Consider the following 21,057-nt stretch of genomic DNA (forward strand, 5'->3'; position numbering starts at 1 on the left):
CTTATGAATCACTTTAAGAAAACCCCAAGAGCAGCTTCGCTGCTCTTTTTGTTTGTATTACTGCTGACTGCTTGTGGTGATTCCAGCGAAGCGCATTTTACTCTCGCTGGTTCAACCATGGGTACGACTTACCATATTACTGTGTTGGAACGCGAAGGCATTAACACTAATCAGCAAGAGCTTCAGCAGGCGATTGACCAGCAGCTATTGCTGATCAATCAACAGATGTCGACCTATCTGGATGATTCCGAACTCTCTAAATTTAACCAGGCTTTGGTCGGTGAGTGGGTTAATGTCAGTGCCAACCTATTTGATATTTTAGTGATGAGTATGGAGCTAAGTTGGCTGACCGCTGGTGCTTTTGATATTACCGTGGGGCCTTTGGTGAATCTTTGGGGGTTTGGCCCGGGAGGCTTGGATATGCCTTCCAAAGTTCCCGATGCGGATAAGATCAACGCGTTAATAGAGCGCGGTGGTTTTCAGGCGATTGAACTGGGTCTGGAAGATAATAGCATCCGTAAAACCAAGCCGGTGCTGTTGGATCTGTCGGGTATTGCCAAGGGCTATGGGGTTGATAAAGTATCGGAGCTATTACTCTATGCCGGTTATACAGATTTTATGGTGGAGATTGGCGGTGAGTTAAGGCTGGCAGGTAATAGTCCTCGGGGTACACCTTGGCGTATCGCTATAGAGCAGCCCGATGCTGGTGTATTTGGCCAGGCCAATAAAGCGGTGCAGGTTAGTGGTGTTGCTATGGCCACGTCTGGGGATTATCGCAATTACTTTGAGCAAGACGGTAAACGTTACTCCCATACCATAAACCCCATCACGGGCTACCCCATCGATCACTCTCTGGCGTCGATTACTGTTATTGCCGATACCTCGGCCTATGCCGACGGCCTGGCTACCGCCTTAAATGTGTTGGGTGCCGAGAAAGCCTTGCAGCTGGCCGAGCAACAGGGCTTGGCTATTTATATGCTGGTTAAAACTGAGCAGGGTTTTGAGGCTCGCTATAGCGAAGCCTTTAAACCTTACTTACAGTGATCCGGCATTTGATATCTTTAAGCTGGAATTAGGCTTAAATACTATTGAGAACAGGGCTGGCGGCTGCCATAGCTCTGGAGTAAAATAACGCCCAGTGTTCGCACTCACTGAAGAATTTAGGTTGTTGATATGGCTACTATACTACTCGCATTTGGACTGATGCTAATTATTGTCACTATTATGGCGGTAGGCGTTATTCTGTCTAACAAGCCGATTAAGGGCTCCTGTGGCGGCCTTAGTGCGCTGGGTATGAAAGAGTCCTGCATGGTTTGTGGTGGTGATGAAACCCAGTGGAGAAAAGAAGTTGAGATTATCGGTAAAGCCGATTTGGCCTATGATGTAATGGGCGAAAGCCCTAATAAACCCTCCTGATACTTGCGCTAAAAAGGCCTGCCCAGGCCTTTTTATCACGAGCTAATTAATTTCTTCGTTTGATGCCCACCAGGCCAAGCAATGCTGACATAAATAACCAGGCTGCAGCTGGGACAGGCACCTCTGAAACACCGACCAAACCCAGCAGTTCCGAGTCTGAAAGCAGATCTATATCATGATCAAAATGAGTATTCATTGCGGTTAAAATCTCATTGGCTAACATACCTTGCATCAGCGTATTTAAGTGTCTGCCATCTTCTGCCAAATAACTGAAAGCATGAGAATCCAGAGGGCATAGGCCTTCATAGGTACAATAAGCGCCATCGCCTTCTGTACTCATATCACTGATGCTGGCTACAGAGCCGTATTCAACAACCACATCGCCAATAGTGACATCCTGAGTAATGGGGTCGACGTTTTCACCGGAGATAGTCCACTCCATAAAATCCAGTACGACCACACCTTTTTCCGTGGCTTCAGTCAGTAGTCTGTTATTCACTGTATCAATGGCGGTATTTTCTTCTTCGCTCAGACCGGGTCTTTTAGCCAACAAACCTAAAATAATATCGACATCACCAGCGGCTTGCAGGGTATCAATGCCCTCTAGAATAGAGTCAGCCACCAGATTGGTAAATGTCTGGTCCAGTTGGCCATCGGGGGCAGGGTAAAAACCACCGCTTGCCGTATCGATCACCAAAGAGTGGTAGAAAAAATCATTGGGGCCGACACTGATAACCGCGGTGTCTACATCCCCTGAACTGATTGAGGGGGCAAGCCCGGCTACTTGAGCCGCTAAATTAGAGGCTATAGGAATCTGGGCATAGCCAGGTGCGTCAGGTCCATTAAAGTCCAGATTAAGCTCCTGTGCGGAGGCCGTTCCACCAGCCGTGGCCCAGTTATACTCGTAACCAAAATTCCGAATTGAATCCCAGGCATCGGCGGTATTAGCCGTGGGTGCCTTATAGGCACCAAAGTTAATATCAGCCCCTCGGGTATCAGCCAATATCTGGCCGAAGCTACCTGCGGCCAGATTGGTGTTGGTGCCAATACTATTACTGGGCCCTAGATAATCATCAATAATACTGTCACCCAGCAACGCCATATTGACTTGTGATAGTGCTGGCTGGGCCAGTGCCAGGCTAAATGCCGCTAGCAAAATAGGATTAGACGTCATAGGTGCCTCTTATTGTGTAATTATTAATATTACTTTTAATGGTTGCATGGTCCTACACTCTCAAACCCAGGGCCATCCTGGTATCACAATGTGACGAAAAGCGTAAAGAGTGACGAAATACATGGCCTTTAATTCAAAAAATATCTATATATAACAAAGGGATAGCTTTTGGTGTGGTATTATTTCTCTATCATTGATGGTGCTATTACGGATAATCACTGCAAACGAAAATAACAAATGACGACTGTGAATCCATTGATTAAACACCATGCCTTAATGCCTTGGGACAAGGCCGATTACTTCTACTTTCTTGCTGTACCGCTATTGGCGGGAGTTATGATTGGCTGGTTTAAATTACCTGTTGATGAGTTCCACTTTACCCTGAGCGTGACGCTCTACTGGGTGGTCTTTATTGCCATTATCTGGTGGTTCCACTATTTTGCCAGCGTTTATTGTTATCGCTTGATTTCAAAATGGCAGCCGCCACTTTGGGCTCATACCTCTTTGGGGCCTATTATTGGCGGCGTGTTTTTGCTTTACCCGCTGGGTGTTTACACGGAGTGGGGGATTGAATGGTTTGGCACCGAGGCGGCACCTCCAGGGCCATTTTGGTTTCAGCCCAGCCTGATCTGGTTTAGCTATTATTTGAAATTTGCCATTCCCGGTGTGGCTGTCTGGGTAGGTTTTAATTACTTCTTCGCTTTGCTGCCAGACAATAAGCGCTTTACGGATGATGCTGGAGAACATAGCGTTGCAGCCACCACAGTTGATACGTCTGTTACTGCTATTGAGCCAGCAGCCAAGTCCGCACGGCCCAAACAATTATCAACCTTTATTGAGGTTTGTGAGGGTATTGATGTAGCGGCCATTGAATTACTCCAGGCTCAGGAAAATTACATTATGATAGCGGCGGGGGTAAGCAGAAAATGGTGCGCTACCCGTTAACGAAAGCGATTGCGGCGCTTGATGAGGCGGGAGTATCAGGCTTACGTATCCATCGCTCTTACTGGGTAGCTATCGATGCGGTAGAGCGGTTGGAGAGAGTGAATAATAAGCCAGTACTTCGTCATCGTAATGGTAGCCAGCTACCGGTTTCCAGGACGTATTTCGCCTCTGTTAAAACCTGTCTGGCCAATCGCAATAAACCGGAGCCGGGTTTAACAAACCAGGCATAGGCTGGTTAACTCGTCTTATAAATACGCCTGCGATGCCCTGCACGTAATACCAAAACCAAGAGCTTACTGTCTTCGATATGGCAAATCATACGGTAGCTGCGAACCCGGTAGCGCCACAGCCCCGTTAAATCACGGGAGAGTGGTTTACCAAAGCGGCGGGGGTCTTCAGGAGTGGCAATACGTTGTCGGAAGTAGCGTAGAATCTCTTGTTGAGCTTGTCGGTCCAGTTTGCGCAATTCCTTTGCAGCGTTATCGTCGAATTCAACGGTCCATGTCAATATCCTGCTCCATTTCGTCGAGAGTCCAGCGCTTGCCGGATTTTTCTAATCGGTCGATAGCCAGATATCTATCTTCCATTTCATCTAAATACTTAAGGATGGCTTCACGGGCATAAAACGTCTTGGTACGCCCGGTTTTTGAGGCCAGATTATTGAGTCGGTCTTCAATCTCGTTAGGGAGTCTAATGGCAAGCATGGGGGCCTCGGTGGCTATACGTGTATTACGTGTATAGCATAACAGTCTTAAGCCTTGATGTGAATGCGTAGGCTTTGGGTAAATAAATGGCTGATAGGGCGAGTTGGCCGAGGGCAAAGGCTTTACTGTGGGGGGGGTAGCAGGGAATAGCTGTTTCCATGGATGCTTCATTATTGAATCCTTTCAATAGAGAGTGATGATGAGCCTAATGTTGAGGGGTTCGCTTGTCAATTGGTGAGTATCTTGATTGTGTTGTAATGGCTTCGAGGTATGGGTATTTATTCCCGCTTAAGCGGGAATAGTCATTAGGGCGTGGAAACAATCATGACATTTCCATCAACCGCCGTAATCAAACACCGTTCACCCTCGGCAATGCTATCCACTGAACATCCGCTATCGAGGCGTGCATTCCAATCAACCCCTGAATACCGAATCGTGCCGCTATTGCTGGTGATCTCACTGGAAGAGGGGACATTTTGCCCAATCATATCGCTGCTGGTATCTGGCCCGCCGCCATTGTTTTGCAGGTTCTTTAAGGGTTTCCATAGTCCAATAGTAATTACCGCCGTTAAGATACCCACCACCAGGATTTCACTTTCCCAGCCGGTAATGATTCCAGCGCTGACCAATATACCGGTGATAAACGTTGCGATAGCAAAAAAGAGTAATGGACCACCAAGTCCCATAATGGTTAACTCAATGGCAAAACTGATACCCGCGAGTAAAAACAATAAGCGGGCATGGTCGTCTAAAAAGTATTGAATAATATCCATTGGCTTGCTCTTAAACTTGTGGGTTATTAATAGCGTTTGAAACAGCAATAGCTTGAGCCACAGTATTGGAAATATTGTCGCCGGTCTTACCGTCCGATAATACTAAGGTGCTTTCATCAGCAATGGCTTTATGGGCGGCAATCGCATCCTGGGCAATACTTAATACCACGGCTTTTTGACCTTCATCTGTGGCAGCGGCCTGGCCAACTTTTTCCAGGGCTTCCGCTTCGGCAATGGCAACTAATCGGATTGCTTCAGCTTTACCAGTTGCTTCCAGTATCTGAGCTTCTCTATCGGCTTCTGCCGCTAGTACTTGCTCCATTTTGGCCGCTTCCGCATCCAAAACCCGTGCTTGTTTTTGGCCTTCAGCTTCAGTGATGGCCGCAGTCTTCACACCTTCGGCGGTAAGAATGACAGAGCGTTTTTCTCGCTCCGCGGTCATTTGTTTTTCCATATCCTCGCGGATGGACTGCGGCGGTGTAATATCCTTGATTTCATAACGGGTAACCATGACACCCCATGGCTGTGTGGCCTCCGTCATCGCGGCAAGAATGGTGGCATTAATGGTATCGCGACTTTGGAAGCACTCATCCAACTCCATTGAGCCGATAGCATTACGCATGGTGGTCATCGCCAATTGGATAACGGCCATTTTATAATCAGTGACGTTATTGGTTGCGGCCCCAGCATCGGTGACTTTCATAAATAAAATGCCATCGATATTGAGTGAAATATTGTCTTTGGTGATAGCTGATTGTGAGGCGATATCGAGGGATTGTTCTTTTAGGTTGCGGTCGGCGGCAACGCTTTGCACAAATGGAATAATAAAGTTAAGGCCGGCTTTTAATGTTTTGTCATATTTGCCCAGAGTGTAGATAACATAACCGCGGTTTTGAGGGACAAAATAGATACCTTTTTTCAAGGTGAAAAGCACAATGACGGCAATCCAAACCATAGGGCTGGAGATTAAATTAGCAAAAAAATCCATAGAGTTATTCCTTTAGCTATTAAGACATAACGAAGATGTGTATGTCTTGGCTAATGTATGGCATCAGCAGAGCTGGAACAAGTGTTTTTTAGTATAGAAAAGGGCGCTTACTTATTAACAGGCGAGAAAGTATCAAACTCCTCCAGCACCGCCGTATCATCTGGGTCAACTTTCCACTCTTTGCTATTGACCTGCTGTTGCAAACCGCGCATAAAATTATAGCGGCGCTGAGTGATATCGTTGATATGGTCTTCGTCTTTTAAAATGGTTGGGTGGATAAAGACCATCAAATTCTTTTTGCTATTGGTTTTACCGGTACTGCTAAAGAGTTTTCCTACTAAGGGGAGGTCGCCGAGAAAAGGGACTTTTTCTTGAATTTCAGTTTCCTCTTCACTGATCAGGCCACCTAATACCAGTACCTGGTCATCTTTAATTAATGCCTTGGTGATAATCTCACGTTTGTTGGTAATAATATCCGAGGCAACATCAATCGAGGGGGCAATGCTCTCTGTTTTTTGTTGGATCTCAAGGGTAATAGAATCGCCTTGATTGATTCTCGGCGTGACCACCAGTGAGATACCAATATCCTGTCGTTCAATCGTGGTAAAAGGGTCGCTGGTTGAAGAGGCTGAGCTGGTGGATTGGCCCGTTTTAAACGGAACGTTTTGGCCGACTAGTAGTGAAGCTTCTTCGTTATCAATAGCAACAATAGTTGGGGTGGATAAGACATTGGCATTTTGTGTGGCGTTTAAGGCGCGGATAGCGGCTTGCAGATCGCCGTTATCAAAGTACCCAAAAGTAAAGCCACGCCCGGGCGTAAAAGCCAATGGACTATCATCGCCAGCAGGGTTTGCCAGGGGTAAGTCCCCCAGCGTGTTAACCGCTCCAACAAATTCATTGTCGGGGTTGGTAATCCAGGTAACACCCACATCATTGGCAATATCGCCACTGACCTCAACCAATAACGCTTCAACCAGCACTTGTGCTCTGCGAATATCGAGCTTGGCAATAACGCCTTTCATGGTTGTTAGCATGGCGGGAGGGGCATTGATGACTAAAGCGTTCGCACTCTCACTGCTTTCAATACTGATGGTGTTGCTTTGATCTTTCTGTGTAGCCTGAATACTTTTTGCCAGGCTTTGTAGTATGGGTAGCACTTCTTTTGCATCCACGTAGTTTAGGTAAACTACCTGTGTATTGCCCTGGCCGTTGAGTGGTGTATCCAATTGCGCAATTAGCTTTTTAAACTGGTTGCGTTTGGCGGGGTCTCCAGCCAGTAAAATACTATTAGAGCGTTCGTCAGCGGAAACGGTGATATCCATGGCGCCTGCTCCACCGGTGGGTATCAGGGCGCTGAGGCTCTGTAATACACTGACGGCATCGGCATGTTTTAAGGTCACTAATTCAATACTGTTTTCTGACGCCTTGTCCAATTGTTTTACTATATCCTGGGCCGATTGAATATTACGCGCGTGGTCAGCCATCACCAGAGCATTGGTAGCGGGATAAGGTGTTAACACGGCTTCTGAGCTCATTAGTGGACGCAATAGCTCTGCCATACGTTGGGCGGGGATGTTCTCAATCGTTAGCAGGCTGACCACCATATCTGCGCTGGCACTACTGCCTGCCGCTGGGAGTGCGCCCTTAGTGGCCAATGCCTTGGGGACAATTTTTAAGGCTTCGGGGGTTTCTATAATGGCATAGCCATTAATCTGCAATACGGATAAAAAAACCTGATAGGCCTCATCGGTGGTCAAGGGGGCCGGGGACAAGACGGTGACATTGCCCTGTACCGCGCGGTGGACCACAATATTTTTACCGGTATTATCAGCCACCCATTGAATCAGGGCGCGAATATCCGCATCACGCATATTCATGGTGACTTTTTCTGCGGCGTAAGTGGTCTGTAGCAGGCAGGTCAGTAATAGTACCAGGCTTATAAGCTGCCTAAAGAGGGGCTGTGTTGTTGCAGTCATCAGCGTTATTTTCCTTTGGCTGTGGTTTTCTTTATTACTGTTTATTGGTTTTGGAGCGGTTGCGCAATTCCTGCAAGCGTTTACGGATAAGCTCTTGCCGTTGTTGCGGTGTCATGGCCGAGCTTTTCAATTGCTTGCTGGTGGCTTGTATTTCTTCAGCTGTCATTGTGTCCTGTACCAGTTGGCGGGCATCGTCAGGCAGGACAATCTCGTTAGCGCTATTGCTGGCGGAGCCGGGCTCCGGGAAATAAAGCGTCTCTAGCTGTCCATTTCTGGATAAAACCACTCGGTCACTAAAGACCTGCCGTAATTTAGCCTGGCCATAAATCTGACTGCCGGATTTATAGGCACGGGTTTGGCCGTCAGGGCCCTCGATAATAGCGCTGGCTTGGCTGGGATTGGAGGAGGTAAAAGCACCTCTCAACACCAGTTGCATACGTGTAACGGGTAGATTGGCGCTGTTAGCCTGATAGTCAGCCGAGGTGCGGCCAAATAAATGGCTGTTTGTAATGCGGCTGGCCTGGTAATCAGAGCGCTCAGCGGAGCTGGCAAAGGATGCCGGGCTGTTAATTGTGGGCTGGTAATTCAGTGTGCTCAGCAGGCTAAGGCTATCGGCGGCCAGTGCCAGCAGCAAAAGGGCGCCAATCAACAAGGCGCCATAGCGATTTAAGGACGAAACGTTAAGGTCCTCGAGCTGGTGGCGAGCTTTCTGATAAAAATGGCTTAACACAGTGCTAAGTGATTCCTGTTTAGAATGTGAAACTGGTTAAATTATAGCGTAGGAACAAGAACTTAGGCATGAAACTTAGTGGAATTTCGCTAGATATCGATTATTCTTCATAGGTATTGCTATAAAATGAGAACTCTATGGATTCCCCGCTCGCCCATGTTCGCAATTTACCGTTTGGTTTTGCCAAGCGTCATGGCGTTTTTTTGCAGTTTCAGGATCAACAGGCACTGCCTGTACTGTGCCATCAACAGAGCATTAGCCCGGCGCTTTATGCTGAGGTACGCCGTTTTCTGCAGTCGGCTTTTCAGTGTAGGCAGCTCGATAGCAATGAGTTTGACCAGCTATTAGCCGCGGCCTATGAGCGAGATTCCTCAGAAGCCATGCAAATGGTGGAAAACCTCGGTGAAGATATGGACCTGGCCAGCCTGGCCAATGCGGTTCAGGAAACTGAAGATTTAATGGAGCAGGAGGGCGATGCTCCGATTATTCGCCTGATTAATGCGGTGTTATCCGAGGCGGTTAAAGCCGGTGCCTCCGATATCCATATCGAAACCTTTGAAAAGCGCTTATTAATCCGTTTTCGGGTTGATGGTGTGTTGCGTGAGGCGGTAGAGCCCCGCAGGGAATTGGCTCCGCTGTTGATCTCCCGGATCAAAGTAATGGCAAGATTGGATATTGCCGAGAAGCGAGTGCCGCAGGATGGCCGCATCTCCCTAAAAATTGCCGGCCGTGAAATTGATGTTCGGGTTTCCACCATGCCTTCCAATAATGCCGAGCGGGTTGTGTTGCGTTTATTGGAAAAACAGGCCGGTCGTTTAAGTTTAAATGCTCTGGGTATGCCACGCTTGCGGGATCAGCAATTTAGCCGTTTACTCAATCGCCCCCACGGTATTATTCTGGTAACCGGCCCTACAGGCTCCGGTAAAACCACCACCCTCTATGCCGGTCTCTCAGCGATTAATAATAGCTCTCGCAATATATTAACGGTGGAAGACCCCATTGAATATAACCTCGAAGGGGTAGGTCAAACTCAGGTAAACCCCAAAGCCGATATGACCTTTGCTCGCGGCCTGCGTGCTATGTTGCGTCAGGACCCTGATGTGGTGATGGTCGGTGAGGTGCGAGATTTAGAAACCGCAGAAATCGCAGTGCAAGCCAGTTTAACCGGTCATATGGTGTTATCCACCTTGCACACCAATACCGCCGTGGGGGCAATTACCCGGCTGCGTGATATGGGGGTCGAACCCTTTTTATTGGCCACCAGTTTAATTGGTGTGCTGGCGCAACGGCTGGTACGAGTGCTCTGTGAAGAGTGCAAACAGCAACAGGCCCCCACCGTACTCGACAAAGAATTTTTAGGCGATGTGTTAGAGCCGGAAAGCAAAATTTATGGTCCAGTGGGTTGTGATCATTGTAATCATCAGGGCTATAAAGGTCGTACCGGTATTTATGAATTATTAATTGTCGACGAGCAAATTCGTCAGTTAATTCATAATGAAGCCGCTGAAGAAGATATTGTCAAAGCGATGCGCGTAAAGAGTATGCAAAGTATTCGCGCTGATGGCCGCGCCAGAATTCTTGATGGCGTTACCACCGTTGAAGAAGTCCTGCGTGTCACACTGGAGGACTAACCGTAATGGCTTCATTTTCATATGCCGCACTGGACGGTAACGGCAAAGAAAAAAAAGGCATTATTGAGGCGGATACCTCCCGTCAGGTACGGCAAATATTGCGTGATCAGGGCCTGGCTCCGTTACAAGTCGATAGCTCCCAGCCCAGAGCCGCTAATAGTGATAATGCCAGCGGTGACCAAACCGGTTCACCCGCGTGGCTTAGCCGTGGTCCCGCTATCAAAGTGGGAGAGTTAGCGACCATAACTCGCCAATTAGCCACGCTTATTCAATCATCAATGCCGCTGGAGGAATCTCTCAAAGCCATTTCCCAGCAGTCTGAAAGTGATAAGTTAAGGGGCGTGGTGTTGGCTGTACGGTCCAAAGTGATGGAAGGACATTCTCTTGCTGATAGCATGGCGGATTTCCCCAGAGCTTTTCCGGTGCTTTACCGTGCCACAGTGGCAGCCGGTGAGCATGCAGGGCATCTGGAGTTGGTGCTTAATCGTCTGGCCGATTATACCGAAAGTTCTTATAAGTCCCGGCAAAAAACCAAACTGGCGATGCTCTATCCGGTGATTTTATTGGTGATGTCACTGGCTATAGTTTCGGGCTTAATGGCATTTGTAGTACCTGATGTAGTGGAAGTGTTTGTGGGGCAGGGGCAGCAGTTACCTATATTGACGCAGGCCTTAATCAGCACCAGTGATTTTATTGTTAGTTATGGTTTGTTGGTCATCGTATTGGCCGCTATGGCTGTGGGTGCAGTGCGTTATGCGTTGCAAAATAAGGCCTTAAAAGTTCGTTGGGATCGTCGTTTACTGACATTGCCGCTAATAGGTCGTTTCTCTCGCGGCAGTAATACAGCCCGCTATGCGAGTACCTTAAGCATACTGACCAGTAGCGGTGTGCCCTTGGTTGATGCGATGAAGATTTCAGCTGAAGTGGTGGAGAACAGTTTTTTACAGCAGTCAGTGACTGAAGCCACACAGCAAGTCAGGGAGGGGGGCAGCTTGCATAAATCCCTCGAGCACAATGGCTATTTCCCTCCGATGATGATCCATATGATTGCCAGTGGTGAAGCCAGTGGTGACCTCGATGCAATGCTGGCGAGAGTGGCTGAAAACCAGCAGCGTGAGCTGGATGATTTAGTGGCGACACTGATCGGCATTTTTGAACCGGCCATGTTGCTCTTAATGGGCGCTGCCGTACTTATTATCGTGGTTGCTATATTGCAGCCTATTTTCGATTTAAACCAGTTGATCTAACTTTGTGGTGAAGACAATGAATACAATAACGAACACTTTGCATCAGCGTTATCAGCAGGGTTTTACCCTGATTGAAATTATGGTGGTTGTGGTGATTATCAGTGTGCTGATTGGCTTGGTGGCGCCCAATATTTTAGGGCGCGTTGATGAAGCCAAAGTCACGGCGGCACAAACAGATATTGCTACCCTGGAGCAGGCTTTGGAAATGTATAAATTGGATAATCAAGTCTTTCCAAGTACTGATCAGGGCCTGCAAGCCCTGATAGAAAAACCGAATACTTCACCGGTGCCCAGAAAATGGAACCCGGCGGGCTATCTTAAAAAAAGCCAATTACCGGTAGATCCCTGGGGTGGCCAATACCAGTACATAAGCCCTGGTTCAACTGGTGCATTTGACCTGTATTCCCTCGGTGCTGATGGTCGTGAAGGTGGTGAGGGCTACGATACTGATATTGGCAATTGGTAGTGACCGCCAAGCAGCAAGGTTTTACCCTGATCGAAATCATGCTGGTGCTGGTGGTTATCGGGGTCATGGCATCTATGTTGGCTGTTTCCCTTGGGGATAATGCCCAGAAACAGCTAGACCGAGAGGCGCGGCGCTTGCAGGTGAGTTTACAAATGGTGGCCGATGAGGCGGTGATGCAGGGGGGAGAATTTGCCCTGGCCATCGGCCGCGATGCTTCTAAGGACAGCAATGGCTACCAGTTTTTATTGCTGGACCCAGAGCGACTGGTTTGGTCAGCGCTTAACGACAAGCTGTTTGCTTTTCATCCCCTAAGCAGTGCTATCTCCATAGATGTAGCATTAGCCGGTGGCGACGACCCACAGTTCAGCCGTCAGCTAGAAAGACTTCAGTCTTTGGATAATCAACAGGGCCCCGAGCCATTGCTGTTGCTATTGTCCAGTGGTGAGATAACTCCCTTTGTTATTACCTTAAATCATCAAGAGTTAAGTGAACCTGTCAGGCTGGCCAGTGATGGTATATCGGGGGTCGAGCTACGGTGATCAATAAGCAGCAAACCGGTTTTACCTTATTAGAAGTGTTAATTGCTCTGGCGATTTTGGCCATCTCATCCCTTGCGGTGATCAGCCAGACAGGCCAGAGCCTGACACAATTAGAGCGCTTACATTTAAAAACGACCGCCATGGTTGTGGCGGATAATCAGTTGGCTTTACTTCAAGCGGCCCCAGATTGGCCTGCTGTTGGTAGCCAGACGAAATCGGTTAAGCTGGGTGAGCAGCAATGGCAGGTCAGCACCGATATTAGCCAAACCTCTGACCCCTGGTTACGCAAAATAGAAGTGATAGTAAGCCCTGTGCAGCAGGCGGATAACGTATTGGCGTTATTGGTCGGCTATCGAGGTAAGCACTAATGCATGCTTTTACTCGCTTATCATTGCAGCAGCAGGGCCTTACCTTGCTGGAAGTACTGATTGCCCTGAGTATTTTTTCCTTAATCGGTATTGCCTCCTACCAGGTACTTAATACCACCATTCAAAGTCAGCAGGCCACGGAAGTCTATTCCCGACTATTATCCCAGCGACAAAAAGCCCTGATGATTATTGATCGCGACTTACAGCAAGTGTTAGTGCGAAATATTAGAAATACCACCAGCGATAGTGTGAGCTTTTTAGAAGTTAACCAACAGAATTATCCGCTTGAATTTAGCCGTGGAGGCCACCGCAATCCGCTAATGTTGCCGCGCAGTTCAATGCAGCGTATTGCCTATGATATTGGTCCGCACCCACAGTCCGCTAATCGTGATAGCCAACATTACCGTGATGGGCGCCGTTATTTACGTCGACATATTTGGCCTATGCTTGATCGTGAAGAAGATGCCAGCGCTATTGTGCAAGTACTATTACCCGATATTGCCACCTTGAGTATTACCGTAGTGAGTGAGCAGGGGCGTCATCGGCAGTGGCCTTTGCCCGAAGAAGAGGGCGCAGAGGATACGCCTCCAGAACCTTTGGCGATTGAGATGGCTGTTGTCAACCAAGCTGGCGATCAGTTTACTCGTTTATACCCGGTGCTGCGATGAGAGCGGCAAAGAGTCAGCAGCAAGGCGTGGCCTTAATCACGGTGTTATTAGTGTTTGCTCTGGCGGCGATTATTGCCAGTGAAGTGGCCTCGAGACATTATCGCGATATTCGTAAAACAGCCAACCTGCTTAATAGCAAGCAGGCCTACCACTATGCTTTAGCGGGAGAGCAATATGCTCGCCAGCTGCTTCACCGCGATATCGATGAGGGACCAGCCTCTGACCAACTCACCGATAATTGGTCCACTATTAATCCACTTTTTGATATCGATAATGGCGCCATGACCATTGAGGTTACAGACCTGCAGGGGCGTTTTAACCTCAACAATCTGGTTAGCGCCAATGGCCGCGTCAACAGCCAGGCCTTGGCGGATTTTAAGCGTTTGTTGGAAGTATTGAATATCAGCACAGATTACAGCCCGCAGTTAATTGACTGGCTCGATGGCAATACACAATTAACCGCTGGTGGTGCTGAAGATCAAAGCTACCAGCAGCAAGGCTACTTGGCCGCCAATCAGGCGCTAAGTGACCGTTCAGAGTTACGGCTGTTGCAGGATATGCAATTTGAAGACTACCTAAAGTTGAAAGATTATGTGGTGGCCTTGCCTTATCAGGTAAAAGATCAACAAATAGGCGCCACAAAATACAATATAAATACACTAGCTGCTAAAATAGTAGAAGCACTGAGTGGTGAGGAGTACAGCGCAATTGAGACCATTCAGCAGCGTGGTGGCCATAGTACACTGGGTGAGTGGCGCAGTAGTGGCGATATGGGGCCATTACAGATTGCTCAAAACCAGCTGAATACCCAGAGCGAGTTTTTTGAGATTAAAGTCACAGCGGTTTACGATCAGCGTATTAGCATTATTCGTAGTCAGGTTTACCGCAATAATAATGATGGCAGTATTACACTGCTTAAACGCCAGCAGGGCATTGAATAAGTCATGAACGATAAACTAGTCATTCGATTGCTTGAGGCGAGTTTAGACGCGTCTACCGAGCTCGATTGGGATTTATACGACTCGGTTGGCCGTTCAGTGGCTAGTGATACCTCATCGTTAGCATCGTTGCATCAGGTGGTGGCCAATCACTCTGCCGATTATACGGTTGTAGTGATAGTGCCCGCCGAATCCCTTCTGTTAGCCTCCACTACCATTCCCTCTCGCCAACTGCGGCAAATTAAGCAGGCCCTGCCATTTATGGTGGAAGAATTAATTGCCGATGATATCGAGTCGGTCCATATCGCCATACCGGATCAGCTGTCCAGTACTTCCCAAAAGGTAGATGTTGCCGTGGTTAATCATCAGCTATTAATTCATTGGTTGGATCAGCTGCATTCCTGTGAGCTCTCGGCCAGCAGTATGGTGGTTGATAGCTTAAGCCTGCCTTATCAGGAAAATAGTATTGCTGTATTACTGGATGATGATCGGGTATTGGTACGTAGCGGTGATTACGCCGGTATGGTCATTCAGGCGGAAGATTTTAAGTGGGTATTTGCCGGTGTTTTGCAGCAGCATGAGCATGCGGATGATGTGCTGCTGCGGCCCAATATTGTATTAATGTCTTCCGCCATCGAAGAGCCTGAATCATTGGCTGAAATAACGTCTTATATTCAGACGCAATGCAGTGAGTATGAGTTAAAAACCGTGGTCTATGAAGAATCGGTGACCGATATCCTGGCCAATACCGCAGCCCATCAAGCCATTGCTCCGTTAAATCTATTACAGGGTGGCTATGCCGTTAAGGCGATCAATAATAGCGCTGTACCTAACCCTTCATTAGTTGCCTCCGTAGCGGCACTGAGTGTGCTGGTTTATCTAGTATTTACCCTCGGTAGTGCTTGGTACTTTGAAAATAAGGCGGTGGAGCTCGACGCCGATGCAGTTAGTTTATATCAGAAGATTTTTCCCAATGAGCGCCGCATCGTTAGCCCTAAAAAACAAATGCAAAATCATTTGCAGCGCGTCACGGTGTCTGGCGGCAGTAATTTTTTACAGCTGTTATCTGAAACGGCGGGGCAGATTTCGGCTGATAACAACGCTGCTTTGACTGTAGAGCAATTGCGTTATGAAAGCGGCCGGGGTGATTTACAGTTTCAGGTGCAGAGTGCTTCACTGGACCAGTTAGACCAGCTCAAACAAAGTCTGGCCCAGGCCGGTCTTGATGTGGATATCAATTCAGCAACCGAGCAGGGCGACCGAATCATGGGCCGCCTTGTGATCAGGAGCCTATAATGTTGGCTTCTTTAAAAAGCAGTGCTCTGTATCAGCAGTTTGATCAGCGCTTTTCTGAATTTTCTCCCCGTGACCAATTAGCCATAAAAGTCCTGGCGGCGTTTTTTGCTATTATCATATTGGTTTATGGTGTATTAGTTCCAGCCAGCCAATACCAACAGGATGCGCAGGCGCATTATCGTAGCAGTCTTGAGTCCTACCGTTGGATGCAAGCCAATCAAGGTGCTTTTGCTCAGGCTAGTCAGCAGCGTTCACAACGTGACCCGGGCCAGTCACTATTGGGTATAGCTAACAAAACCTCTAAGTCTTATCAGCTAAGTTTTAAGCGTTACCAACCGGTTGGCGAAGCCGGCTTAAGTTTATGGTTAGATAATGTCTCTTTTAATAGTCTGGTGATGTGGTTAGAGCGTTTGGATAAAAAATACGGCATCAGTGTGAGTGAGATTGCTGTTGAGCGCCAACCCGATAAAGGCTTGGTTAATGTGCGTTTGGTATTGCAAGGTTGATGGCAATGAATAAGGATTTTAGCTGATGTACCAGCAATATTTTGGGCTTAGCGAGGCGCCGTTCTCGATTGCCCCTGACCCCCGCTATTTGTTTTTAAGTGATAAACACCGTGAGGCACTGGCGCATTTAATTTATGGAGTAGGTGACCAGGGCGGTTTTGTGGTGCTAACCGGCGAGGTGGGTACGGGTAAAACAACGATCTGCCGATGCTTGTTACAACAGGTGCCTGATAATGCCGATATCGCTTTTATTATTAATCCCAGACAAAGTATTAATCAATTACTGCAGTCTATCTTTAATGATTTACATATTGATTACGATAGGGGGATGACCAGCAAAGATCTTGTTGATGAGCTAAATCATTATTTGCTGGAAGCCCATGCTGATGGTCGCAATACCATTTTAATTATTGATGAGGCGCAAAACCTTTCAGTAGATGTGTTAGAGCAACTGCGTCTGCTAACCAATCTTGAAACTAACGAGAAAAAACTGCTGCAGTTGGTTTTGCTGGGTCAGCCCGAGTTAAATGATATGCTGGCAAAATCAGAACTTCGTCAGTTAGCGCAGAGAGTCACAGCCCGTTATCATTTGTCGCCCTTATCCAAGCCTGAGGTGATTCAGTATATTGAACACCGTCTCTCCGTAGCCGGTTGTCGTTCAGAGCTATTTCCTTCCACAGCTATCAATAAAATCTACCAATTAAGCAAGGGTGTGCCTCGATTAATTAATTTAATCTGCGACCGTACGCTATTGGGGGTTTATTCCACCAATAATGACCAGGCCAGCGCTAAAATTGTTGCCAATGCCGCCAAAGAAATTTTTCCTGCACAGCAGGGGTTTAATTGGAAGCCTATCTGGTTGTCGCTGGTGCTGGCTGCTGTGATTGTTTCAGTATCCGTATTTTTGAAAGACTACCGCCCGGTTGAATCTTCACTCGAGCAGGGTGTTCAAGCCCCGGATGCTAACGGTTCTATAATTCGCAGTTCGCAAGAGGGTTAGATGTCGTATATTTTAGATGCCTTAAAAAAGTCAGATCAGGAGCGGCAGCAAAATAATGGCCCGGGCTTGCAGACCGTACAGCGTCCGCATTTGATGAATAAGCAGGGTCATACCCGCAATATTGTGATCATCCTGTTGCTGCTGGTTATTATGGCACTGGTGCTAGCAGGTGCATGGTCAATCTATAATAAGCCTGTGGCAACTGTTGAAGAGGTGGCGCTTCCACAGTTGGCGCCGCAGCCACAACCCGTTGCGGTGGTGAGTCCGCCGCCATCGCCATCGTCTTATATCGTTGAGTTTTCTGAACTACCTGACCCGGTACAAAAGGCGATTCCAGCGCTGACTTTTTCTTTTCATGTGTATTCTGATAACCCGGAAAGACGCACCATTATTATTAATAAGCGCAGAGTCAGGGAAGGTGATAGTGTTTCGCAAGGCTTGGTATTAGAGGCGATTACCCAGCAGGGTGTGGTGCTCCAGTGGCAGGGGCAGCACCGTTTTACAATTAATGTCGTAGAGAATTGGTAGTACGCTGGCCCCATACCGTTGCAGCCCGTAGGGTGGATTATAATCCACCGCTATAGGGTGGCTTATGACTGGGCTTGGTGAATTGTAATCCACCCTCCAATTCGTTGAGTCTTGAGCGTTTTTAATGGCTTAAAAGCTTGACGCTAAATATATTGAAGGGGCTTGCTAAGGGCGGCAATGCGCATTTTGTGGGAATGATTGGGAACTCGCTATAAGGTCGGGCTATGGCTCTTTGCGAGGCTTGTACTCAATAAACTCTGAAAGATTGACATCCTCCGCTGAAAAAGTACCACTATTATATTTCTGCTGTAATTCCTGCATCAGATTATAATTTTTCTGGCTCAATTCCATGGCCACTTCTTCGGAGTCTAGAATAACCGGGTGAATAAATACCATCAGATTTTTCTTAATCACTTGATCGGTGGTGCTTCTAAATAAAGCACCGACCAAGGGCATATCACCCAATATAGGCACCTTGCTAACCAGTTCCTGAACATCATCAGAGATTAATCCACCCAATACCAAAATATTATCATCTTCAACAATCACTTTAGTTTTTATACTGCGTTTATTAGTCACAATATCATTGGCGACCGTGGTAGCTTCAGAAATAGTTTCAATTTCTTGCAGTACATCCAGAGTAATAGCGTCCCCGCTATTAATTTGTGGGGTAATCTTTAAGGTCAGGCCAATATCTTCCCGTTCAACTGTAGTAAACGGATCGTTTGTGCTGGAGGCGGCGCCGGTACTTTGGCCGGTGATAAAGGGGACATTAGAGCCCACCAGAATTTCAGCTTCCTGGTTGTCTAAGGTTAAAATTGAGGGGGTTGATAAAATATTCGCGTCATTCTCATTGGCAACGGCCTGTACCAGGGCTCGTAAACTGCCGTTGCGGTAAAAGCCTAAATTTAAGCCTGAGCCAATCAGCGATAGTACACCATCGTCATCAACCGTTTTTAAACCGAAATTAGTCAGCGCTTCAGTGCCATCATTTCTATTTAGGCTGGTATTCCATTCAACCCCCAGTGTTTGGGAAAAGTCCTTGCTGACCTCAACAATAATGGCTTCAACTAACACCTGAGCTCGGCGGATATCCACTTGGGCTATAACATTGTCCATCATATCCAGAATATAGGGTGGGGCAGTCATAATCAGAGCGTTAGAACTTTCGCTGGCCTCAATGCTAATAGAGCTATTGGCTTCGGCGTTCTTGTTATCGTCTGCCATAGCGGTGGCCATACCGCGCAGAATAGGCAGTAATTCAGCTGCATCCAGATAGTGTAAATAGACCACACGGGTATTGCCATTATCGGTAATCGGTTTATCCAGTTGCTTAATCAGTTGCCCAACCCGCTTGCGGGTGGCGGGGTCGCCTGACATTAGCAGGCTGTTAGAGCGCTCGTCGCTGGCAATAGAAAAGCCGGGGCCACCCGCGCTTTGGGTAAGTGATAAAACCAGTCCCGCTACGTTATTGGCATCAGCGTGCTTGAGCTTGATCACTTCGATATCAAAGTCGCCGGATTGATCAATTTGTTGGACCATGGCCACCAGTCTTTTTACATTGGCAGACTCGTCGGCGATGATCAGGCTATTATTTTCGGGGTAGGCGGCAATATGCCCTGAGCCAGGTAGTAGGGGTTTTAGCAGCTCAACCAGTTGTGTGGCAGACACCTGGCTGGCTTGGTAGATATACATAATCTGCTCACCACCGCCCAGTGCGTCAAAACTTTCTATCAGTTTGCGAGGTGAGTTATTGCTCAGGGCGGCAGGGTATATCCTGAGAATACCGCCGGCTTCGCTAGCAGCATAACCATAGACATCCAGCATGGTTAAAAAGACCTGATAGGCTTGTTCAGCATTCATGCCTTGATTGGCTAGTACGGTGACTTTGCCTTTGACTCTGGGGTCTACCACAATCTTTTTATTGGTCTGTTCGGCTACCCATTGAATAACGGCGCCAATATCGGCATCGCGCATATTGATGGTCAGTAATTCTTCTTGTTCAGGGGGTTGAGCGCTAACAGGAAGCGATAGGCTTAGCAATACGGCTACTAGATAGCAGAAGTAGTGTAAGGCGTAAGATAAACGGAAATTGGACATTCAGTTCGAGGTATCGCACAGATAATATAATAGTACTTATTGTAGTTGCAGGGTGGATTATAATCCACCAAAAGACCAGATACTAAAGGCTGGTGGATTATAATCAACCCTACAGGGAATGTAGTTGCTAGCCTCGTTTTAACTGCCGATATTGCCGTGGAGATACGCCAATAATTTTTTTAAATAAACGGGAAAAATAATAGCTGTCCTCATAGCCCAAATTACGGCTAATCGCTTTAATGCTATTGCCGGAGATATCCAGCAAAAAACAGGCGTGTTCCATCTTCAGGTGCAGAAAATGTTGAATGGGGGATTGGCCGGTAATCGCTTTGTACTTACTGGAGAAATGGTACTTGGATAGATTTACCTTGTCGGCAAGCTCTTCCAGTGCTAATTGCCCATGCAGCTTTTCCTGCATCAAAGCATGTACCGCATCCAAATCAAAATGCAGCCCCTCACGGGTGGTTGTTCTGGGATGGCTGGCGCTTAAATAGCTCAGTAATTGCTTGAGCAAATTACTGGCATGGATAAAGTTGCGTTGGTTATAGCCGGTCTGGCGTACTTCTAATAGTGTTTCAAAGTCGCTAACGATTTTGGTGTGGGCACCGGGGCTTAATACGGTAAGACTCTGCTCTTCATTTAATAGCGGTTCTAAAAACAAATTGCTTAACTCACCGGCAAAATGAATCCAGTAAATACTCCAGGGGGTATTGGTCTTGGCTTGGTACTGGTGAGCGATACCTTTTGGCAGTACCAGAATATCACCAGCCTGGATCGTTAGGGTGGTATCTCCGGCATCTACCGTGCCCTCACCATCGGTACAGTAGATCAGCAGATGGTCCTGGTGTTGCTGCCTTTCCATGCGGTGGCCAAAGGCGTTTGGATAGTAGCCCATCGCCACTGGGTAGCAGTCTTTGGTCAGGGCGTGTTCGGCCAGTGATTTGACCATAAATTCAGGCACTATAAACCTGATTCCGTCGCGAGAGAGTGGCCATTGTGAGGTGATTGTCATTTTAAGTCTTTGATATTAAAGGTTTAAGTTTTTTGAAACGCTAGTTTCATTG

At 47.5% G+C, this 21,057-nt stretch carries 24 protein-coding genes; 15 read left to right on the plus strand and 9 right to left on the minus strand.

The features are described 5' to 3' along the window. The first annotated feature begins 3 nt into the window (after nucleotides 1-3). On the plus strand, nucleotides 4-1,044 hold the full coding sequence (locus BST96_RS16585; protein WP_085759766.1) for an FAD:protein FMN transferase: 1,041 nt from the start codon (nucleotides 4-6) through the stop codon (nucleotides 1,042-1,044). 129 nt (nucleotides 1,045-1,173) lie between these two features. Beyond that, a complete protein-coding gene (gene nqrM, locus BST96_RS16590) occupies nucleotides 1,174-1,416 on the plus strand; it encodes a (Na+)-NQR maturation NqrM (RefSeq protein ID WP_085759767.1) in 243 nt (80 codons plus the stop codon). A gap of 46 nt (nucleotides 1,417-1,462) precedes the next feature. Here nqrM and BST96_RS16595 read toward each other — a convergent pair whose 3' ends face one another. After that, nucleotides 1,463-2,590, minus strand: coding sequence for a VPLPA-CTERM sorting domain-containing protein (locus BST96_RS16595; protein WP_085759768.1), 1,128 nt, complete (start codon nucleotides 2,588-2,590; stop codon nucleotides 1,463-1,465). 237 nt (nucleotides 2,591-2,827) lie between these two features. Here BST96_RS16595 and BST96_RS16600 point away from each other — a divergent pair, with 237 nt between their 5' ends. Together BST96_RS16600 and BST96_RS16605 are read left to right on the plus strand one after the other, a co-directional pair. Next, nucleotides 2,828-3,535 carry a hypothetical protein gene (locus BST96_RS16600; RefSeq protein WP_157117997.1) on the plus strand — a complete coding sequence of 236 codons (708 nt, stop codon included), beginning with the start codon at nucleotides 2,828-2,830 and terminating at the stop codon, nucleotides 3,533-3,535. Then, nucleotides 3,517-3,765, plus strand: a complete 249-nt coding sequence (locus BST96_RS16605) for a LytTR family DNA-binding domain-containing protein (protein ID WP_085759770.1) — start codon at nucleotides 3,517-3,519, stop codon at nucleotides 3,763-3,765. Before BST96_RS16600 ends, BST96_RS16605 begins: the two co-directional genes overlap by 19 nt. 5 nt (nucleotides 3,766-3,770) lie before the next feature. On the opposite strand, the gene BST96_RS16610 is transcribed toward BST96_RS16605, so the two are convergent. The 6 genes from BST96_RS16610 to BST96_RS16635 form a co-directional block, all read right to left on the minus strand. Then, nucleotides 3,771-4,043, minus strand: a complete 273-nt coding sequence (locus BST96_RS16610; RefSeq protein WP_085759771.1) for a type II toxin-antitoxin system RelE family toxin — start codon at nucleotides 4,041-4,043, stop codon at nucleotides 3,771-3,773. After that, nucleotides 4,027-4,410, minus strand: coding sequence for a type II toxin-antitoxin system RelB family antitoxin (gene relB / locus BST96_RS21105; RefSeq protein ID WP_240554827.1), 384 nt, complete (start codon nucleotides 4,408-4,410; stop codon nucleotides 4,027-4,029). The genes BST96_RS16610 and relB overlap by 17 nt, the downstream gene beginning before the upstream one ends. Nucleotides 4,411-4,544: 134 nt before the next feature. Continuing rightward, on the minus strand, nucleotides 4,545-5,012 hold the full coding sequence (locus BST96_RS16620; RefSeq protein ID WP_085759772.1) for an NfeD family protein: 468 nt from the start codon (nucleotides 5,010-5,012) through the stop codon (nucleotides 4,545-4,547). A gap of 10 nt (nucleotides 5,013-5,022) precedes the next feature. Further along, nucleotides 5,023-6,000 carry an SPFH domain-containing protein gene (locus tag BST96_RS16625; RefSeq protein ID WP_085759773.1) on the minus strand — a complete coding sequence of 326 codons (978 nt, stop codon included), beginning with the start codon at nucleotides 5,998-6,000 and terminating at the stop codon, nucleotides 5,023-5,025. A 107-nt stretch (nucleotides 6,001-6,107) separates the two neighbouring features. Beyond that, nucleotides 6,108-7,976, minus strand: coding sequence for a type II secretion system secretin GspD (gene gspD / locus BST96_RS16630; protein WP_085759774.1), 1,869 nt, complete (start codon nucleotides 7,974-7,976; stop codon nucleotides 6,108-6,110). A 34-nt stretch (nucleotides 7,977-8,010) separates the two neighbouring features. Further along, the gene (locus BST96_RS16635) at nucleotides 8,011-8,706 is read right to left on the minus strand and encodes a type II secretion system protein N (protein WP_085759775.1); all 696 of its coding nucleotides are present in this window, start codon (nucleotides 8,704-8,706) and stop codon (nucleotides 8,011-8,013) included. 137 nt (nucleotides 8,707-8,843) lie between these two features. Here BST96_RS16635 and gspE point away from each other — a divergent pair, with 137 nt between their 5' ends. The 11 genes from gspE to BST96_RS16690 are packed head-to-tail and all read left to right on the plus strand — an operon-like array spanning nucleotide 8,844 to nucleotide 17,893. Next, the gene (gene gspE, locus BST96_RS16640; protein ID WP_085759776.1) at nucleotides 8,844-10,337 is read left to right on the plus strand and encodes a type II secretion system ATPase GspE; all 1,494 of its coding nucleotides are present in this window, start codon (nucleotides 8,844-8,846) and stop codon (nucleotides 10,335-10,337) included. A 5-nt stretch (nucleotides 10,338-10,342) separates the two neighbouring features. Next, nucleotides 10,343-11,584, plus strand: a complete 1,242-nt coding sequence (gene gspF, locus BST96_RS16645) for a type II secretion system inner membrane protein GspF (protein WP_085759777.1) — start codon at nucleotides 10,343-10,345, stop codon at nucleotides 11,582-11,584. A 16-nt stretch (nucleotides 11,585-11,600) separates the two neighbouring features. Beyond that, a complete protein-coding gene (gene gspG, locus BST96_RS16650) occupies nucleotides 11,601-12,050 on the plus strand; it encodes a type II secretion system major pseudopilin GspG (RefSeq protein ID WP_085759778.1) in 450 nt (149 codons plus the stop codon). Then, nucleotides 12,050-12,589 carry a type II secretion system minor pseudopilin GspH gene (gspH, locus tag BST96_RS16655; protein ID WP_085759779.1) on the plus strand — a complete coding sequence of 180 codons (540 nt, stop codon included), beginning with the start codon at nucleotides 12,050-12,052 and terminating at the stop codon, nucleotides 12,587-12,589. Before gspG ends, gspH begins: the two co-directional genes overlap by 1 nt. After that, complete coding sequence (gene gspI / locus BST96_RS16660) at nucleotides 12,586-12,957, plus strand: type II secretion system minor pseudopilin GspI (RefSeq protein ID WP_169714023.1); 372 nt, start codon at nucleotides 12,586-12,588, stop codon at nucleotides 12,955-12,957. The genes gspH and gspI overlap by 4 nt, the downstream gene beginning before the upstream one ends. Next, nucleotides 12,957-13,625 (plus strand): type II secretion system minor pseudopilin GspJ, encoded by a 669-nt coding sequence (gene gspJ, locus BST96_RS16665; RefSeq protein ID WP_085759781.1) that lies wholly within the window; start codon nucleotides 12,957-12,959, stop codon nucleotides 13,623-13,625. Before gspI ends, gspJ begins: the two co-directional genes overlap by 1 nt. Further along, nucleotides 13,622-14,566: a type II secretion system minor pseudopilin GspK gene (gene gspK / locus BST96_RS16670; protein WP_085759782.1), complete on the plus strand. Its 945-nt coding sequence runs from the start codon at nucleotides 13,622-13,624 to the stop codon at nucleotides 14,564-14,566. The genes gspJ and gspK overlap by 4 nt, the downstream gene beginning before the upstream one ends. Before the next feature lie 3 nt (nucleotides 14,567-14,569). Beyond that, nucleotides 14,570-15,859 carry a type II secretion system protein GspL gene (gspL, locus tag BST96_RS16675; protein ID WP_085759783.1) on the plus strand — a complete coding sequence of 430 codons (1,290 nt, stop codon included), beginning with the start codon at nucleotides 14,570-14,572 and terminating at the stop codon, nucleotides 15,857-15,859. Beyond that, nucleotides 15,859-16,365, plus strand: a complete 507-nt coding sequence (gene gspM / locus BST96_RS16680) for a type II secretion system protein GspM (RefSeq protein ID WP_085759784.1) — start codon at nucleotides 15,859-15,861, stop codon at nucleotides 16,363-16,365. Before gspL ends, gspM begins: the two co-directional genes overlap by 1 nt. Before the next feature lie 25 nt (nucleotides 16,366-16,390). Then, on the plus strand, nucleotides 16,391-17,365 hold the full coding sequence (locus BST96_RS16685; RefSeq protein ID WP_085759785.1) for an ExeA family protein: 975 nt from the start codon (nucleotides 16,391-16,393) through the stop codon (nucleotides 17,363-17,365). Continuing rightward, nucleotides 17,366-17,893 carry a general secretion pathway protein GspB gene (locus BST96_RS16690; protein ID WP_085759786.1) on the plus strand — a complete coding sequence of 176 codons (528 nt, stop codon included), beginning with the start codon at nucleotides 17,366-17,368 and terminating at the stop codon, nucleotides 17,891-17,893. Nucleotides 17,894-18,115: 222 nt separating this feature from the next. Here the strand turns inward: BST96_RS16690 and gspD (BST96_RS16695) are convergent, their stop codons facing one another. Both gspD (BST96_RS16695) and BST96_RS16700 read right to left on the minus strand, forming a co-directional pair. Next, nucleotides 18,116-19,993, minus strand: coding sequence for a type II secretion system secretin GspD (gene gspD / locus BST96_RS16695; protein ID WP_085759787.1), 1,878 nt, complete (start codon nucleotides 19,991-19,993; stop codon nucleotides 18,116-18,118). 127 nt (nucleotides 19,994-20,120) lie between these two features. After that, nucleotides 20,121-21,005, minus strand: a complete 885-nt coding sequence (locus tag BST96_RS16700) for an AraC family transcriptional regulator (protein WP_085759788.1) — start codon at nucleotides 21,003-21,005, stop codon at nucleotides 20,121-20,123. Nucleotides 21,006-21,057 lie beyond the last annotated feature (52 nt).

Source organism: Oceanicoccus sagamiensis (assembly GCF_002117105.1).
Lineage (GTDB): Bacteria > Pseudomonadota > Gammaproteobacteria > Pseudomonadales > Dasaniaceae > Oceanicoccus > Oceanicoccus sagamiensis.